The sequence below is a fragment of the Klebsiella sp. CN_Kp097 genome, assembly GCF_040064495.1.
Lineage (GTDB): Bacteria > Pseudomonadota > Gammaproteobacteria > Enterobacterales > Enterobacteriaceae > Klebsiella > Klebsiella aerogenes.
In genome coordinates this window covers 188,616-206,207 of record NZ_JBEAIL010000006.1, presented here as the reverse complement: position 1 = coordinate 206,207, position 17,592 = coordinate 188,616, and the positions used below count along the sequence as shown (strand labels likewise).

General features: G+C 57.4%; 16 protein-coding genes and 1 riboswitch. Of the genes, 12 read left to right on the top strand and 4 right to left on the bottom strand.

Features of this window, described 5'->3' with window-relative positions; genetic code table 11:
- Positions 1-29: 29 nt before the first annotated feature.
- The 8 genes from ABLV07_RS09480 (at position 30) to ABLV07_RS09445 (ending at position 7,670) form a co-directional block, all read left to right on the top strand.
- On the top strand, positions 30-890 hold the full coding sequence (locus tag ABLV07_RS09480; protein WP_046883643.1) for a LysR family transcriptional regulator: 861 nt from the start codon (positions 30-32) through the stop codon (positions 888-890).
- A gap of 117 nt (positions 891-1,007) precedes the next feature.
- Complete coding sequence (gene nikA / locus ABLV07_RS09475; RefSeq protein ID WP_046883642.1) at positions 1,008-2,576, top strand: nickel ABC transporter substrate-binding protein; 1,569 nt, start codon at positions 1,008-1,010, stop codon at positions 2,574-2,576.
- On the top strand, positions 2,576-3,520 hold the full coding sequence (nikB, locus tag ABLV07_RS09470) for a nickel ABC transporter permease subunit NikB (RefSeq protein WP_015703735.1): 945 nt from the start codon (positions 2,576-2,578) through the stop codon (positions 3,518-3,520). The genes nikA and nikB overlap by 1 nt, the downstream gene beginning before the upstream one ends.
- A complete protein-coding gene (gene nikC, locus ABLV07_RS09465) occupies positions 3,517-4,350 on the top strand; it encodes a nickel ABC transporter permease subunit NikC (RefSeq protein ID WP_015369278.1) in 834 nt (277 codons plus the stop codon). Before nikB ends, nikC begins: the two co-directional genes overlap by 4 nt.
- A complete protein-coding gene (locus tag ABLV07_RS09460) occupies positions 4,350-5,114 on the top strand; it encodes a nickel import ATP-binding protein NikD (RefSeq protein WP_045365077.1) in 765 nt (254 codons plus the stop codon). Before nikC ends, ABLV07_RS09460 begins: the two co-directional genes overlap by 1 nt.
- Positions 5,111-5,902 (top strand): nickel import ATP-binding protein NikE, encoded by a 792-nt coding sequence (nikE, locus tag ABLV07_RS09455; RefSeq protein WP_049052012.1) that lies wholly within the window; start codon positions 5,111-5,113, stop codon positions 5,900-5,902. Before ABLV07_RS09460 ends, nikE begins: the two co-directional genes overlap by 4 nt.
- Positions 5,890-6,303 carry a nickel-responsive transcriptional regulator NikR gene (gene nikR, locus ABLV07_RS09450; protein WP_049052011.1) on the top strand — a complete coding sequence of 138 codons (414 nt, stop codon included), beginning with the start codon at positions 5,890-5,892 and terminating at the stop codon, positions 6,301-6,303. The genes nikE and nikR overlap by 13 nt, the downstream gene beginning before the upstream one ends.
- Before the next feature lie 115 nt (positions 6,304-6,418).
- Positions 6,419-6,600: riboswitch (M-box (ykoK) riboswitch) on the top strand.
- Between the two features lie 56 nt (positions 6,601-6,656).
- On the top strand, positions 6,657-7,670 hold the full coding sequence (locus tag ABLV07_RS09445; protein ID WP_015369274.1) for a magnesium transporter: 1,014 nt from the start codon (positions 6,657-6,659) through the stop codon (positions 7,668-7,670).
- Positions 7,671-7,710: 40 nt separating this feature from the next.
- On the opposite strand, the gene ABLV07_RS09440 is transcribed toward ABLV07_RS09445, so the two are convergent.
- Complete coding sequence (locus ABLV07_RS09440) at positions 7,711-8,904, bottom strand: NAD(P)/FAD-dependent oxidoreductase (protein WP_063421607.1); 1,194 nt, start codon at positions 8,902-8,904, stop codon at positions 7,711-7,713.
- A gap of 230 nt (positions 8,905-9,134) precedes the next feature.
- Between ABLV07_RS09440 and pitA the strand changes: the two genes are divergently transcribed.
- Complete coding sequence (gene pitA, locus ABLV07_RS09435; protein ID WP_015369272.1) at positions 9,135-10,631, top strand: inorganic phosphate transporter PitA; 1,497 nt, start codon at positions 9,135-9,137, stop codon at positions 10,629-10,631.
- A gap of 65 nt (positions 10,632-10,696) precedes the next feature.
- On the opposite strand, the gene uspB is transcribed toward pitA, so the two are convergent.
- A complete protein-coding gene (uspB, locus tag ABLV07_RS09430) occupies positions 10,697-11,032 on the bottom strand; it encodes a universal stress protein UspB (protein ID WP_015703743.1) in 336 nt (111 codons plus the stop codon).
- A gap of 383 nt (positions 11,033-11,415) precedes the next feature.
- Here uspB and uspA point away from each other — a divergent pair, with 383 nt between their 5' ends.
- Together uspA and dtpB are read left to right on the top strand one after the other, a co-directional pair.
- Entirely contained in the window at positions 11,416-11,853 is a 438-nt protein-coding gene (gene uspA, locus ABLV07_RS09425) for a universal stress protein UspA (protein ID WP_004145166.1), read from the top strand.
- Positions 11,854-12,119: 266 nt separating this feature from the next.
- The gene (gene dtpB / locus ABLV07_RS09420; RefSeq protein ID WP_020077742.1) at positions 12,120-13,592 is read left to right on the top strand and encodes a dipeptide/tripeptide permease DtpB; all 1,473 of its coding nucleotides are present in this window, start codon (positions 12,120-12,122) and stop codon (positions 13,590-13,592) included.
- Between the two features lie 128 nt (positions 13,593-13,720).
- Here dtpB and rsmJ read toward each other — a convergent pair whose 3' ends face one another.
- Complete coding sequence (gene rsmJ / locus ABLV07_RS09415) at positions 13,721-14,473, bottom strand: 16S rRNA (guanine(1516)-N(2))-methyltransferase RsmJ (RefSeq protein ID WP_015369267.1); 753 nt, start codon at positions 14,471-14,473, stop codon at positions 13,721-13,723.
- A gap of 7 nt (positions 14,474-14,480) precedes the next feature.
- Entirely contained in the window at positions 14,481-16,523 is a 2,043-nt protein-coding gene (prlC, locus tag ABLV07_RS09410; protein WP_348853505.1) for an oligopeptidase A, read from the bottom strand.
- A 175-nt stretch (positions 16,524-16,698) separates the two neighbouring features.
- On the opposite strand from prlC, the gene ABLV07_RS09405 reads away from it, so the two are divergent.
- Positions 16,699-17,541: a 23S rRNA (adenine(2030)-N(6))-methyltransferase RlmJ gene (locus tag ABLV07_RS09405; protein ID WP_015703746.1), complete on the top strand. Its 843-nt coding sequence runs from the start codon at positions 16,699-16,701 to the stop codon at positions 17,539-17,541.
- The last annotated feature ends 51 nt before the right edge of the window (positions 17,542-17,592 follow it).

The window sequence follows — 17,592 nt, the reverse complement described above, 5'->3', positions numbered from 1 at the left end:
ATGAAAATAATCTAATTTTTAGATGAATTATGCACAAGACCACGCTGGAACAATGGGCGCTATTGGAAAAGGTGATTGAGCTGGGCAGCTTTGCCAAAGCCGCGGAAGAGACCAACCGCAGCCAGTCTTCGGTGAGCTATAACCTGGCGCTGCTGCAGGAACGTTTAGGGGTGGCGCTGCTGGCGCCGTCTGGACGCCGAGCGGTGCTGACGCCCGCTGGCGAACTGCTGCTTAATCAGGTGAAACCGCTACTGAAGGCCTTTTCGTGGGTTGAGACCCACGCCGCGACGCTGCGCAACGGCGCGCGCACCCGCCTGGATCTGGTCGTCGACAGCATTTTTCCCCGCCAGCGGCTCTTCGCCATTCTGCGTCAGTTTCAGCAACGCTACCCGCAAACTCAGGTTCGGCTGACCGAAGTGCTGGAAAACGTCGATGAGGCAAGCGCCGCCCGCAGCGAGGCCGATGTGATGGTCTTAACCCGTCGCCAGGATATTACCGGACGCGGCGAATGGCTGATGAATATCGATTTTATTGCGGTCGCCCATCGCGACCATCCGCTGTCGCAATTGGAAGAACCGCTGGACGACAACGCGCTGGCCCCCTGGCCGCTGATCCGCATTGCCGACCGTAGCGGCGACGCCTCATCCACCCGCGATGCCTGGACCTTTTCTACCATTGATGCCGCTATAGATGCGGTGCTGTATCAGGTGGGATTCGGCTGGCTGCCGGAGGAACGGATCCGCGCACACCTGGAACAGGGCGTGCTGAAAGCGCTGCCGCTGAGCCATGGCGCTCGCCGCGCCACGCCGCTGCATTTGATAGTGAAGCGGGACCTGGCGCCGCTCGATGAACAGGTCACCACCCTGCTGGATTTGTTCAGACAATCGTAATCTTACGCTACATATGGTTTTGTTATGGTTTTCTCCCATCATATTGATCCAGGTTACTCCTTAAGTATGACAAATTATTAAAATCGTCATACTTTTCGTTCCTTCTGGATGTAAACCTTGTCTATTTTCCGCACCACCTTGCTGGCGCTCTGCGCCTGCATTCCTCTGCTCGCGCCCGCCGCCATGCATGAAATCGCCATCGCCTGGCCGGTTAACGTCGGTCCTCTCAGTCCACATCTGTATACGCCGAACCAAATGTTCGCCCAAAGTATGGTGTATGAGCCGTTAGTCAAATATCAGGCCGATGGCCGGGTTACACCCTGGCTGGCTACCCGCTGGATCCACTCAGCCGATGGTAAAATCTGGCGTTTCACCCTGCGCGATGATGTCTACTTCTCCAACGGCGAACCGTTTAACGCCCAGGCCGCAGTGGCCAATTTCCAGGCGGTGCTGGCCAACCGCCAGCGGCACGCCTGGCTGGAGTTGACCAATCAGATAACCGACGTTCAAGCGCTCAGCGATAACGAACTACAAATCACCCTGAAAAGCGCCTACTACCCGTTCCTGCAGGAACTCGCCCTTCCCCGCCCGTTTCGTTTTATCGCCCCCTCGCAGTTTGTTGACGGTAGTACGCAGCGAGGCATCAAGGCGCCCATCGGCACCGGTCCGTGGATGCTGTCCAGTTCGCAGCTGAATCAGCAGGATGTGCTGGTACGCAACCCGCGCTACTGGGGCAAAAAACCGGCGCTTGAGAAAGTCACCGTGAAAGTGATCCCCGACGCCACCAGCCGGGCGGTCGCCTTTGAAACCGGTGAAGTTGATCTGCTGTACGGTGATGAAGGGCTACTGCCGCTGGATACGTTCGCCCGTTTTCGCCAGCAGGACGAGTATCGCACGCGTCTTTCCGCCCCGACGCAAACCGTAATGCTGGCGCTCAATACGCTGCAAGCGCCCACGAATGAACTGGCGGTACGCGAGGCGCTTAACTATGCCGTCAATAAACAGGCGCTCATTGACGGCGTGCTGTACGGCACCCAACAGGTTGCCGACACGCTTTTCGCGCCCTCGGTACCTTACGCGCTGGATGACCTGCCGCCGCGCCGCTTCAATCCGGATAAGGCCCGTACGCTGCTGGAAAACGCCGGCTGGACGCTAACGCCCGGCAAGGATATTCGTGAAAAAGACGGGCACCCGTTGCATCTTGAACTGGCGTTTATCGGCACCGATGCGCTGGCCAAATCGATGGCGGAAATCATCCAGGCCGATCTGCGCCAGGTAGGTATCGATGTCGGGCTGGTCGGCGAAGAGGAGAGCAGTATCTATGCCCGCCAGCACGATGGCCGCTTCACGATGATCTTCAACCATACCTGGGGCGCGCCGTTCGACCCGCACGCGTTTATGAGCTCAATGCGCGTCGCTTCGCACGCCGACTATCAGGCGCAGCGCGGACTGCCGGATAAAGCAGAGATTGATAAAGAGATCGGCGAGGTCCTGACTACCACCGACGAGGGCCGCCGTCGCGAACTGTATCGCGATATCCTCACCCGCCTGCACAACGAAGCGGTCTATCTGCCGATAAGCTACGTCTCGCTGATGTCCGTCGCCCGCAAAACGCTGGGCGAAGTGCCCTTCGCGCCGGTGACCACCGATCTGCCGTTAGAACTCATTACGCCGGTGACACCATGATGTTGAAATATCTTCTTCGCCGCCTGCTCCCGCTGCCGTTGATGCTGCTTGCCGCCTCGGCGATCATCTTCCTGTTATTACGTCTTGGCGCCGGCGACCCGGCGCTGGACTATCTGCGTCTCTCCAACGTGCCGCCCACCAGCGAAATGATTGCCGCTACCCGCGAGCAGCTCGGGCTCAATCAGCCGCTGGCGCTGCAGTATCTACACTGGCTGTGGCGCGCGCTGCATCTCGATTTTGGCGTCTCCTACGCCAGCCAGCGCCCGGTGCTGGACGACCTGCTGCATTTTCTGCCCGCGACGCTGCAGCTCACCGGCGCGGCGCTGGTGATTATTCTGCTGACCTCGCTACCGCTGGGGATCTGGGCGGCGCGGCATCGCGACCGCTTACCTGATTTCGCCGTACGATTGATTGCCTTCCTCGGCGTCTCAATGCCCAACTTCTGGCTGGCATTTTTGCTGGTAATGCTCTTTTCCGTCCATCTGCGCTGGCTACCGGCGATGGGCTACGGCGGCTGGCGACATCTGCTACTACCGGCGTTTTCCATCGCCCTGATGTCGCTGGCGATCAATGCCCGTCTGCTGCGCGCCAGCATGCTGGAAGTGTCCAGCCAGCGCCACGTGGTCTGGGCGCGTCTGCGCGGGCTGAGCGAGGGTCAGGTGGAGCGGCGACACGTGCTGCGTAACGCGACGTTGCCGGTAGTGACGGCGCTGGGTATGCACATCGGCGAGCTGATCGGCGGGACGATGATCATCGAAAATATCTTCGCCTGGCCCGGCGTCGGTCGCTATGCGGTTTCCGCGATATTCAATCGCGACTACCCAGTGATCCAGTGCTTTACCCTGATGATGGTGGCGGTGTTCGTGCTGGCCAATCTGGCGGTCGACCTGCTTAACGCCGCGCTCGATCCGCGCCTGCGCCGCCATGAGGAGGCCGCCGTATGACGCTGTTCGCGACCTTCCGCTGGCCGGTAAAACTGGCGCTACTCACTATTGCGCTGCTGGCGGCAATCGCCATGAGCAGCGGCTGGTGGCTGCCCTATGACCCGGCGGCCATCGATCTCCATCAACGTCTGCTCTCTCCGGGCGACGCCCACTGGCTCGGCACCGATCATCTCGGGCGGGATATTTTCTCGCGCCTTCTCGCCGCCACCCGCGTCTCGCTGGGTGCGGTGATGGCCTGCCTGCTGCTGGTGCTGCTGATCGGCCTTACGGTGGGCGGCGCCGCCGGGATGGTGGGCGGACGTGTCGATCGCGGCCTGATGCGCCTGGCCGAGCTGTTTATGACCTTCCCGACTTCAATACTGTCATTCTTTATGGTCGGTGTACTCGGTACCGGTCTTAGCAACGTGATTATCGCCATTGCGCTGTCGCACTGGGCCTGGTACGCAAGGATGGTACGCAATCTGGTGGTCTCTCTGCGCCAGCGCGAGTTTATTCTCGCCGCGCGCCTGAGCGGCGCGGGACATTGGCCATTGTTTCGTGACCATCTGGCCGGCGCGGTGATCCCTTCGCTGCTGGTGCTCGCCTCGCTGGATATAGGTCATATGATGCTCCACGTAGCCGGGATGTCATTCCTCGGCCTCGGCGTCAGCGCGCCGACGGCGGAATGGGGGGTGATGATCAACGACGCCCGCCAGTACATCTGGACGCAGCCGCTGCAAATGGTCTGGCCCGGACTGGCGCTGTTTATCAGCGTGATGGCTTTTAATCTGGTGGGCGACGCGCTGCGCGATCGTCTCGATCCTCAGCTGATCGCGGAGCATAACCACTGATGCCGCAAAAGATCCAACTGGAACAACTTTCGCTCGTCGCCGACCGTCCGCTGGTCAGCGACGTTTCCCTAACCCTGCGTCGCGGTCAGGTACTGGCGCTGCTCGGCAGTAGCGGCAGCGGTAAATCGCTGACCTGCGCCGCCACGCTCGGCATTTTACCGCCCGGCGTCAGACAAACCGCGGGCAGGGTGCTGCTCGACGGTATCCCGGTATACGGTGAACAGCTGCGCGGCGCGACCATCGCCACCATTATGCAAAACCCGCGCAGCGCCTTTAATCCGCTGCACACCATGGCGGCGCACGCGCGGGAAACCTGCCGGGCAGCGGGCCACGAGGCCAATAACGTCGCGCTGCTGGCGGCGATGGAAGAGGTGGGGCTGGAAAATCCGCTCTCGCTACTCAAGCGCTATCCCTTCGAGATGAGCGGGGGCATGCTGCAAAGGATGATGGTGGCCCTGGCCCTGCTCAGCCGCGCGCCGTTTATCATCGCCGACGAACCGACCACCGACCTTGATGCCGTCGCCCAGGCGCGCATTCTCGACCTGCTGGCGGATATCGTCGCCAACCGCGGGCAGGGGCTGCTGCTGGTGACCCATGATATGAGCGTTGTCGCCCGGCTGGCGCATGACGTGGCGGTGATGGAAAACGGCCGTCTTGTTGAACGCTGCGACGTTAACACGCTATTTAGCGCCCCACAGCACCCGCTCAGCCAGCGCCTGCTGGCCGCCCATCTGGCGCTATATGGCCTGGAGAAAACACCATGAATTTACTCAGCGTGAACGCAGTGAGCCACGATTATCCCCACCACGGTGCGGTATTGCGCGATATCCAGTTCGACATCGCCCTCGGTGAAACTGTGGCGCTGCTCGGGCGCAGCGGCTGCGGCAAAAGTACCCTGGCGCGGATGCTGGTCGGTCTCGAAACGCCGCGGTATGGCGAGGTCGCCTGGCGCGGCGCATCGCTGACCTCCCTGAAGGGGGAGGCGATCGGCGCCTTTCGCCGCGATATTCAGCTGGTGTTTCAGGATGCCATTAGCGCAGTGAATCCGCGCAAAACGGTGCGCGAGATTATCAGCGAACCGCTGCGGCACCTGTTTAGTTTATCGCGGGAAGAGCGTATGCAGCGGGTGGAGGAGATGCTGCTGGCGGTTGACCTCGCCCCGGCACTGCTCGACAAGCGTCCGGCGCAGCTCAGCGGCGGACAGCTGCAGCGCGTGTGCCTGGCGCGGGCGCTGGTGGTCGGGCCGCAGCTATTAATTCTCGACGAAGCGGTATCGAATCTCGATCTGATGCTTCAGGCGGATATTATCGCCCTGCTCAAACGCCTGCAGGCGCAGTTCGCCACCGCCTGCCTGTTTATTACCCACGACCTGCGGCTGGTGGAGCGTTTTTGCCAACGGGTACTGGTGATGGATAGCGGACGCATCGTCGAAACGGCCGCAGTGAGTTTGCCGCTGCGCCTTACATCCGCTGCCGGACAGGCGCTACAGCGCGCGGTACTCCCGCCCTTTCCCCGCACTCTGCTTAACGAGGCCATGCTATGCAGCGCGTAACCCTGACTCTGGATGATGATCTGCTGGCCGCGCTCGACGCGCACAGCGCCCACCGCGGGTACCACAACCGCTCGGAAGCGGTGCGCGATATTCTGCGTGACGCGCTCCACCATAATCCGCTACAGCAGCCGGCGCAGCACGGCTATGCGGTCCTGTCGTACGTGTATGAGCATGAAAAACGCGAACTGGCGAGCCGGCTGGTCGCCTCTTCGCATCAGCATCACGATCTCTCGGTCGCCACGTTACATGTCCACATCAATCATGATGACTGTCTGGAGATCGCGGTGCTGAAAGGCAACATGGACGAAGTACAGCATTTTGCCGACGAGGTGATTGCCCAGCGCGGCGTGCGGCATGGGCATTTGCGGTGTTTAGGGGATGATAAAAACCTTGAAAATTAAGCTGCTAAATCCATAAAAAATTGAGAATGATTTATGTGGTTTATCAACAGTTGATAAACCACATAAACTATACGCTTTGTTAATTATCCCTGTTCGCCAATAATGGCGCCTCATTTAACGATCTCGTTATGGCGAGGCTCCTGCATAAATACAAGTTACCGCCCTGTTGGTATCGAGAGAGACCACTCAGGGAAATACAGGCTTCCATCGAATCAAGGTGTTGCCAAGGTAACTTCTGGCGGTATTAACCGTTCAGATACGTTATGCAGTGCTAAAACCAGGACGTAGGGATCTGCCTGCGCTAACCCTGTCTTGTTCGCCCCTATGAGTGATTTTTTATAGGGATTTTAATCATGTCTTCCATTCAACTCTGCGCCGCGCATCAGGCGACCTCTGGCTTCGACGGCGATGCGATCGCCCAGTACATGCGTACCGACTTTATTACGCTGCAGGAACATTTCAGCGTCCATGAGGCGCGTGAACACTTTATCTCGCAGCTCGCCAGCGACGATATTCCCGGCCAGGTATTTGTCGTCGCCGGTAACAAGCTGCGCGGCAGCTTATCAGTCAAAAAACTTTTGCAGGAGGCAGAGGTAGGCCAGTCTATTCGCTACCTGATGGACAGCTGTCTGTTTCGCGTCAAACCCGACGATGAGCGCCCTCAGGTGATTGCCGAACTCACCGAGCGCGGCCTCGATCTGGTGCCGGTTGTCGATAAAGGCGAGCTGGTCGGCTGCCTGATGGAAAAAGAAATTGCCCATCTGCTGGAGGATGACGTCACCGAAGACGCCCAGCTGCAGGGGGCGACGCTACCGCTGGAAAAACCGTATCTGGAAATCAGTCCGTGGACGCTGTGGAAGAAACGCTCGGTCTGGCTGCTACTGTTATTTGTTGCCGAAGCCTACACCAGCAGCGTGCTGCAGCATTTTGAAGAGGCGCTGGAATCGGCCATCGCACTGGCCTTCTTCATCCCGTTACTGATCGGCACCGGCGGCAACAGCGGAACTCAGATCACCTCAACGCTGGTGCGTTCGATGGCGCTGGGTGAAGTCCGTTTACGTGACATGGGACGGGTTATCCGCAAAGAGGTGTCGACCTCGTTTCTGATTGCCCTGACCCTGGGTCTGGCGGGCTGCCTGCGCGCCTGGATGATGGGGATTGGCATGGAAATCACGCTGATCGTCAGCCTGACTCTGGTCTGCATTACTTTGTGGAGCGCGGTGGTGTCTTCGGTTATTCCGATGCTGCTTAAGCGGATCGGTATCGACCCGGCGGTGGTTTCCGCGCCGTTTATCGCCACGCTGATAGATGGCACCGGGCTGATTATCTATTTCAAAATCGCCCAGTATTTTCTTGGGTTGAACTGATCGAAACAGCCCGGGCGCCAGGGTGCCCCGGGCTCTCTGATTAAGCTTCCGCCAGCGCCTGCGCGCAGGCCCAGGCGCTTGACCACGCCCACTGGAAGTTATAGCCGCCAAGCCAGCCGGTGACGTCCATCACTTCACCGATAAAGTAAAGCCCCGGCGCTTTGCGCGCCTCCATGGTGCGTGACGAAAGCTCATTGGTATCCACGCCGCCGAGGGTCACTTCCGCGGTACGATAACCTTCAGTTCCGTTCGGCTGCACGCGCCACGCGGTTAGCGTCTCCACCAGCGCCTGCTGATCGCGAACGTTCAGTTGCTTCAGTGTCACATCAGGTATCTGCCCAAGCTGCTGTAAACATTCGACCAGCCGCTTCGGCAGCTGCATCGCGAGGGTGTTTTTCAGGCTTTGGTTGGGATGATCGCCCCGCTGCTCGTTGAAGAACGCCTCAAGATCACAGTCCGGCAGCAGGTTGACGGTGACAAACTCGCCGGGCTGCCAGTAGCTGGAAATCTGCAGCACCGCCGGGCCGGAAAGGCCACGATGGGTAAATAGCAGGTTTTCGCGAAACAGCGTACCGTTCTCGGCGGTAATCGTAGAGGGCACCGAAACGCCGGAAAGCACCTGCAGCTGCTCAAGCAGCGGTTTATGCAGGGTAAACGGCACCAGACCCGCGCGGGTCGGCAGCACCTTCAGACCAAACTGTTCGGCCACCTTGTAACCAAACGGCGATGCTCCCAGCCCCGGCATCGACAGGCCGCCGGAAGCGATCACCAGCTTCTTCGCCGTCAGCATTTCGCCGTTCACCTGTAGCCGGTAGCCTTGTTCATCGCGTTCGACGATGAGAATTTCGCTGCGCAGACGGATCTGTACGCCGCCTTTTTCACATTCCGACAGCAGCAGATTGACGATTTGCTCCGCGGAATCATCGCAAAACAGCTGACCTAAGGTCTTCTCATGCCAGGCAATACCATATTTGCCAACCAGCTCGATAAAGTCCCACTGGGTATAGCGCGCCAGCGCAGATTTGCAAAAATGCGGGTTTTGGCTGAGATATGCCGCGGGTTCGACATACATGTTAGTAAAGTTGCAGCGGCCGCCGCCGGACATCAGGATTTTGCGCCCCGGCTTTTTGCCATTATCGAGCAGCAGCACCCGGCAGCCCAACTGCCCCGCCTGCGCCGCACAAAACATTCCCGCCGCACCGGCGCCGATCACAATGGCATCAAACCTTTCCACTCAACTTTCCTCATTCCCCAATTGTCGGGAATTGTAAATATTTCACTCTGGTCACACCAGCACGAAAAAAACAACATTCAGTTACGTCTTTGAAAGATATAGGATTACTCCCAACCGGGTAGAAACCAAACAGGAAGAAAATCAAAAAAAGTCTATATTTCACTTTGCCCGCGCCGCTAAAGTCACTGATAATGCGCCGCGTTCATGTCCTCAAAATGGCGTAACGTCCTATGCTACATTTATTTGCCGGTCTGGATTTACATACCGGACTATTATTATTGCTTGCTTTAGCTTTTGTACTGTTTTACGAAGCGATTAACGGTTTTCATGATACCGCAAACGCAGTTGCAACGGTGATTTACACTCGCGCAATGCGGTCGCAGCTTGCTGTTGCGATGGCGGCACTCTTCAACTTTTTCGGCGTTCTGCTGGGCGGTCTCAGCGTAGCCTATGCCATCGTGCATATGCTGCCAACGGACCTGCTGCTTAACATGGGTTCCGCACATGGCCTCGCCATGGTGTTCTCTATGCTGCTGGCGGCAATCATCTGGAACCTCGGAACCTGGTATTTCGGCCTACCGGCCTCCAGTTCTCACACCCTGATTGGCGCCATCATCGGTATTGGTTTAACCAATGCGCTGATGACCGGTACTTCAGTGGTGGATGCGCTGAATATCCCGAAAGTCATCGGCATTTTTGCCTCGCTTATCGTCTCGCCGATTGTTGGCCTGGTGGTAGCGGGCGGCCTGATTTTCATTCTGCGTCGTTACTGGAGCGGTACCAAAAAACGCGCTCGTATACACCTGACCCCAGCGGAACGCGAAAAGAAAGACGGTAAGAAAAAACCGCCGTTCTGGACCCGTATTGCGCTGATCCTGTCCGCTATCGGCGTGTCGTTCTCGCACGGCGCCAACGATGGGCAGAAAGGCATTGGTCTGGTCATGCTGGTACTGATTGGCGTCGCGCCGGCGGGCTTCGTGGTCAACATGAACGCGTCTGGTTACGAAATCACTCGTACCCGCGATGCAGTCAACAACGTGGAAACCTTCTTCCAACAGCGCCCTGAGCTGCTGAAGAAAGCCACCGGCGTTGATCAACTGGTTCCGTCACCGGAAACCAATACCGCGGCCAACGGCGAGTTTCACTGCCATCCGGCGAACACCATCAACGCGCTTGACCGCGTGAAGACAATGCTCACCGGTACGGAAAGCTACGATACACTGTCAGTGGATCAGCGCGGCCAGCTGCGTCGCATTATGCTCTGCATCTCCGACACCACCGACAAAGTGGCCAAACTGCCGGATGTGAGCACTGACGACCAGCGCCTGCTGAAGAAACTGAAAACCGATATGCTGAGCACCATCGAGTACGCGCCAATCTGGATCATTATGGCGGTCGCGCTGGCGCTGGGTATTGGCACCATGATCGGCTGGCGCCGCGTGGCGACCACTATCGGCGAGAAGATTGGTAAGAAGGGTATGACCTACGCGCAAGGTATGTCCGCCCAGATGACCGCCGCGGTTTCTATCGGCCTTGCCAGCTACACCGGCATGCCGGTTTCCACCACCCACGTGCTCTCTTCCTCGGTTGCGGGGACGATGCTCGTTGATGGCGGTGGTCTGCAGAAGAAAACCGTCACCAGCATCCTGATGGCATGGGTACTCACCCTGCCGGCAGCCATTTTGCTGTCAGGCGTGCTGTACTGGCTGGCTCTGAAGCTTATCTAAGCAATAGCCATGCGAAAAATGGGTCAGGAAACTGGCCCATTTTTTTTGCACTCAATTCAGGCAGCTCAATGCCAGATAAGCAGTGCAATCATACTCACCAGCACCAGACCACACAGCGCGCTGGTCAGGATGAACTGCCGGCGAACACGCTCACAGCGACGAATAAACTCGTCATCATGATGATCGCGATATCGTTGGGCATAGATATACCAAACCAGCCGCATTTGTTTACTGGGCTGCCCATGCGAGGTGAAAAAACCTCCGCCATCAACATATTGATAGAGCAAGGGATCGCAACCACGTAGCACAACCAATAATGCACGCAACGATGAGAAGTAACGTGCCATATTCACCACACAAACGATACACAGGGCCCAAAACAGCGCAACAGTGCTGATCATACTTCCTCCCCGGCGACCCATCCACGGAGATCCCTCCGGGACTACCGCTCCCCAATATCATCCAACCCACCGTACAGTAAAAGAGTGCGATTCCGGTCACGTTTATTTATCCGACCGGCTCATTAAATAGTGTAGGAGATCAGTTAATTTTTTTACCACAAGGTTAATCGTTATCAATACGTAAGACGGAATAATTTGTTTAACTAACGGTGAACCAGGTGCATTGACGGAGTGCGAGGGGCGCTATATTGTAGAAATTATCTTCTACAATTAAGTCCTTAAAGGCTTACCCCCCGCGAATCTAGCTTGCAGGACGCGGGCGAATCGACAGCACAGGCTGTCTGGTCCAACGGTCATCGACAACTTATGGAAGGAGTAACACTATGGCTTACAAACACATTCTTATTGCAGTAGACCTATCACCGGAAAGCAAAGTGCTGGTAGAGAAAGCGGTTTCTATGGCGCGTCCCTACAATGCGAAAGTTTCCCTGATTCACGTGGATGTGAATTACTCCGACCTCTACACCGGTCTTATCGATGTTAATCTGGGCGACATGCAGAAACGCATCTCTGAAGAGACGCACCACGCGCTGACCGAGCTTTCCACTAACGCGGGCTACCCGATTACCGAAACCCTGAGCGGCAGCGGCGATCTGGGCCAGGTGCTGGTCGATGCGATTAAAAAATATGATATGGACCTGGTGGTCTGCGGTCACCATCAGGACTTCTGGAGCAAGCTGATGTCCTCCGCGCGTCAGCTGATCAACACCGTTCACGTTGATATGCTGATCGTACCGCTGCGCGACGAAGAAGACGAATAATCGCTTTTCCTCGCCAGCCAACGCCCGCGCCTGCGGGCGTTTTTGTTTTTATGCTACATCCCGCCTGAATCCCATTGACCCCATCAGGACATCAATCCAGATAATTAATATCGGTTAGTGTGATCAACCATTTATTAGAATTAATATCTATATAATAATCTATACATTCAGCCAATGGCCGAATCATTATGGGCCATCAGACTTTTTCGGCGCGTTTTGGCAGACGCGTTCATACTTTTTGGGATAGCACTAAAAGGCGAAGGAATATGAAAACAACTGCACCTACGGGTTTGCTACAGCAACCCCGTCCGTTCTTCATGATTTTTTTTGTAGAGTTATGGGAGCGTTTTGGCTATTACGGCGTCCAGGGCATCCTGGCGGTGTTCTTTGTTAAACAGCTTGGTTTCTCTCAGGAACAGGCATTTATCACCTTTGGCGCCTTTGCGGCGCTGGTCTACGGCCTCATTTCCATCGGCGGCTATGTCGGTGACCATCTGCTGGGAACCAAACGTACGCTGGTGCTTGGCGCCATCGTGTTGGCAATCGGCTATTTTATGACCGGTCTGTCGCTGCTTAAACCCGACCTTATCTTTATCGCGCTTGGCACTATCGCCGTCGGCAACGGGCTGTTTAAAGCCAATCCCGCGAGCCTGCTATCAAAATGCTATCCGCCTAAAGACGCCCGTCTCGACGGCGCCTTCACCCTGTTTTATATGTCGATTAACATCGGTTCGCTGCTGTCGCTGTCGCTGGCGCCGGTGATTGCCGATAAGTTCGGCTACGCGGTAACCTACAACCTGTGCGGCGCCGGGCTTATCGTCGCGCTGCTGGTCTACTTCGCCTGCCGCGGAATGGTGAAAGATATCGGTTCAACCCCGGATCATCAGCCGCTGAGTTTCCGTAATCTGCTGTATGTGCTGGTCGGCACCGTGGTGATGATTTTCCTCTGCGCCTGGCTGATGCATAACGTTAAAATCGCCAACCTGGTGCTGATTGTGCTGTCCATCGTGGTGACGATTTTCTTCTTCCGCGAAGCCTTTCGCCTCGATAAAACCGGCCGCAACAAGATGTTCGTCGCCTTCATCCTGATGCTCGAAGCGGTGGTGTTTTATATCCTGTACGCCCAGATGCCAACCTCGCTCAACTTCTTCGCTATCAATAACGTGCATCACGACATTCTCGGCATCGCGATTAACCCGGTGAGTTTCCAGGCATTGAACCCGTTCTGGGTGGTGGTCGCCAGCCCGGTACTGGCGGCTATCTACACCCGTCTTGGCAACAAAGGTAAAGACCTGACCATGCCGATGAAATTCACTCTCGGCATGTTCCTCTGCGCGCTGGGCTTTCTGACCGCCGCGGCGGCCGGGATGTGGTTTGCCGACCCGCAGGGGCTCACCTCGCCGTGGTTTATCGTGCTGGTTTATCTGTTCCAGAGTCTCGGCGAACTGCTGATTAGCGCCCTGGGCCTGGCGATGGTTGCCGCGCTGGTTCCGCAGCGGCTGATGGGCTTTATTCTGGGGATGTGGTTCCTGACTCAGGCCGCCGCGTTCCTGATGGGCGGCTATGTCGCGACCTTCACCGCGGTACCGGAAAATATAACCGACCCGCTGCAGACGCTGCCGATCTACACCAACGTGTTTAGTAAAATTGGCCTCGTGACCCTGGCGGTGACGGTGGTGATGGCCTTTATGGTGCCGTGGCTGAACCGGATGATTAATACCCCGGCCAGCGCCGAGTAACCGTTTGAGATGGCCGATCCGCTGGCGCCGTTTGTTTAAATATTGCGGTTCCCGGCTCGCGCTACAATTTGGTAGCCCGGATAAGGCGCTTTGCGCCGCTATCCGGGTGATATCACAACGGCGAAAAATTACGCCGGCGTACCGGCGTAAATATCAAACCGATGTCCTTTGGTCACCACCGCGTTAGGCGTGGCGACATCCGCCAGCGGCGGCGCATAATCCGGGCGCTTGACCACCACTCGTTTGGTCGCCAGCTGTCGAGCCGGTGCCAACAGACCATCGGCGTCTAAATCCGGCCCCACCAGCGACTGAAATACCCGCATCTCTTTTTTGACCAGCGCGCTTTTCTGCTTATGGGGAAACATCGGATCCAGATACACCACCTGCGGGCGCGGGGTGATATCGGTCAACGCATTGAGGCTGGAGGCATGAATCAACTGTAAGCGCTCCTGCAGCCAGCCGCCGATCTCCGCATCGGCATAGCCACGTTTCAAACCATCGTCGAGCAGCGCGGCGACCACCGGGTTACGCTCAAGCATCCGCACGCGGCAGCCGACCGACGCCAGCACGAAGGCATCGCGCCCCAGGCCGGCGGTGGCGTCAACCACATCCGGCAGATAATCGCCTTTAATACCCACCGCTTTGGCTACCGCTTCACCGCGGCCGCCGCCAAACTTGCGGCGATGAGCCATCGCGCCGCCGACGAAATCGACAAAGATGCCGCCAAGTTTTGGCTCATCGCGCTTACGCAGCTCCAGATGCTCGTCCGTCAGCACCAGCGCCATCGGATTCTCTGCATCATGCTCCAGCCCCCAACGGGCGGCCAAAACAGATAAGGCGCCGTCACCGGCGCCTGTTTCATCAATTAAGCAGATCTTCACGTAGCAATCAGCCTTTGATCCCGTAATGCTCAAGCATCGCGTCCAGCTGCGGCTCGCGCCCGCGGAAGCGTTTGAACAGCTCCATCGGCTCTTCGGAACCGCCGCGGCTCAGGATATTGTCGAGGAATGATTGACCGGTTTCACGGTTGAAAATTCCCTCTTCTTCGAAGCGCGAGAAGGCATCCGCCGCCAACACATCGGCCCACAGGTAGCTGTAGTAGCCCGCCGCGTAACCACCCGCAAAGATGTGGCTGAACGCATGCGGGAAGCGGCCCCAGGTTGGGCCCGGCACCACGGCGACCTGCTTTTTAATCTCGGCCAGAGTCTCGAGGATTTTCGCCCCCTGCTCCGGCGAGTATTCCGCGTGTAGACGGAAATCGAACAGACCGAACTCCAGCTGGCGGAGAATAAACATCGCTGCCTGGTAGTTTTTCGCCGCCAGCATTTTCTCCAGCAGTTCCTGCGGCAGCGGTTCACCGGTTTCGTAATGCCCGGAGATAAACGCCAGCGCTTCCGGCTCCCAGCACCAGTTTTCCATAAACTGGCTCGGCAGCTCGACCGCATCCCACGGCACCCCGCTGATGCCGGAAACGCCAGCAGTATCAATGCGGGTCAGCATGTGGTGCAGACCATGGCCAAACTCGTGGAACAGGGTAATCACTTCATCGTGCGTGAACAGCGCCGGTTTGCCGTTTACCGGGCGGTTGAAGTTACAGGTCAGATAAGCGACCGGTTTTTGCAGGGAACCATCCAGCTTACGCATCTGGCCGACGCAGTCGTCCATCCACGCCCCGCCGCGTTTATGTTCGCGGGCATACAGGTCAAGATAGAAGCTGCCGCGCAGCTCATTATTTTCGTCATACAGCTCGAAGAAACGCACTTCCGGATGCCACACATCGACATCGGTACGCTCTTTGGCGGTAATGCCATAAATACGCTTAACCACTTCAAACAGGCCGTTAACGGCTTTGTTTTCCGGGAAATACGGGCGCAGTTGCTCATCGCTAATGCTGTAGAGATGCTGTTTCTGTTTTTCGCTGTAGTAAGCGATATCCCACGGCTGCAGTTCATCGACGCCAAACTCGGCTTTGGCGAAAGCACGCAGCTGAGCCAGCTCTTTTTCGCCCTGCGGACGCGCGCGTTTTGCCAGGTCGGTCAGGAAATCGAGGACCTGCTGCGGATTTTCAGCCATTTTGGTGGCCAGAGATTTAAAGGCGTAGCTGTCAAAGCCCAGTAGTTGCGCCAGCTCGTGACGCAGCGCGAGGATCTCCGCCATCACCGGGCTGTTATCCCATTTCCCGGCGTTCGGGCCCTGATCGGAGGCGCGGGTGGAATAGGCGCGATACATCTCTTCGCGCAGCGCCTGATTGTCGCAGTAGGTCATCACCGGCAGATAGCTCGGAATATCCAGCGTCAGCAGATATCCTTCCTGCTCTTTCGCCTGCGCCTGGGCCTGAGCGGCGGCCAGCGCGCTTTCCGGCATGCCTGCGAGATCGGCGACGTCGGTCACCAGCTTGTTCCAGCCCATGGTGGCATCAAGCACGTTGTTGCTGTACAGATTGCCAAGCTCAGAGAGGCGCGCGGCGATTTCACCGTAGCGTTTCTGCGCTTCTGCCGGCAGGCCAATCCCGGATAATTCAAAATCGCGCAGCGCGTTATCGACCGCCTTTTTCTGCGCGGTGTTCAACGTGGCGTAGTTATCGCCGTCGCGCAGGTCGCAGTAGGCTTTATACAGGCCTTCATGCTGGCCGACCCAGGTGCTGTACTCGGAGAGCAGCGGCAGCGTCTGTTCGTAGGCTTCACGCAGCTCCGGGCTGTTTTTTACCGAATTCAAATGGCTGATTGGCGAGAAGATGCGTCCCAGCACATCGTCCACTTCCGCCAGCGGCTGGCAAAGATTTTCCCAGCTATACGGCGCGCCGTGCGCCACCGCGCTTTCCACCGCGGCCCGGCAATCATCCAGCGCTTTGGTGACCGCAGGGACCACGTGCTCCGGTTTAATTGCAGAAAATGGCGGCAATGAAAAAGGCGTCAGTAATGGATTGGTCATATGCGCTGTCCTGTTGAAGAGGGTGAATGAAGCGCGCGTTCCGGCGCTTTTGCATGAGATCTAGAATGGGGGATAGTTGCGGGAATTTCAATGACAGGCGGTGCGACAGCGGCAATCCTGGGCGAACTGCGGTAAACTGTCGGTTAACTTGTTTATTTCCGGAATCTCTGCATCCATGCTCAGTTATCGCCACAGCTTTCACGCAGGCAACCACGCCGACGTCCTTAAACACACCGTTCAGAGTTTGATCATTGAATCGCTGAAAGAGAAAGAAAAACCGTTTCTCTACCTGGACACCCACGCCGGCGCGGGCCGCTATCAGCTGAGCGGCGAGCACGCCGAACGTACCGGCGAGTATCTTGAAGGCATCGCCCGTATCTGGCAGCAGGACGATCTACCGACCGAACTGGAGCCGTATATTTCGGTCGTCGAACACTTCAACCGCAGCGGCCAACTGCGTTACTACCCTGGTTCGCCGCTTATCGCCCGCCAGCTGCTGCGCGAGCAGGACAGCCTGCAGATGACCGAACTGCACCCGAGCGATTTCCCGCTGCTGCGCGCCGAGTTCCAGAAAGACAGCCGCGCGCGCGTCGATAAAGCCGATGGCTATCAGCAGTTGAAGGCCAAGCTGCCGCCGGTTTCCCGCCGCGGTCTGATTCTTATCGACCCGCCGTACGAAATTAAAACCGATTATCAGGCGGTGGTCACCGGGATCAACGAAGGTTATAAACGCTTCGCCACCGGCACCTACGCGCTGTGGTATCCGGTGGTGCTGCGCGCGCAAATCAAACGCATGATCAAAGATTTAGAAGCCACAGGTATCCGCAAAATTCTGCAAATCGAGCTGGCGGTGCGTCCGGACAGCGACCAGCGCGGCATGACCGCCTCCGGGATGATCGTCATCAACCCGCCGTGGAAGCTGGAACAGCAGATGAATAACGTGCTGCCGTGGCTGCACAGCAAACTGGTTCCAGCCGGTACCGGTCACGCGACCGTGAGTTGGATCGTACCGGAGTAATCGCAACCATCGGTGGAACCTTTTAAGCCTCGCGCTACAATCGCGGCAATT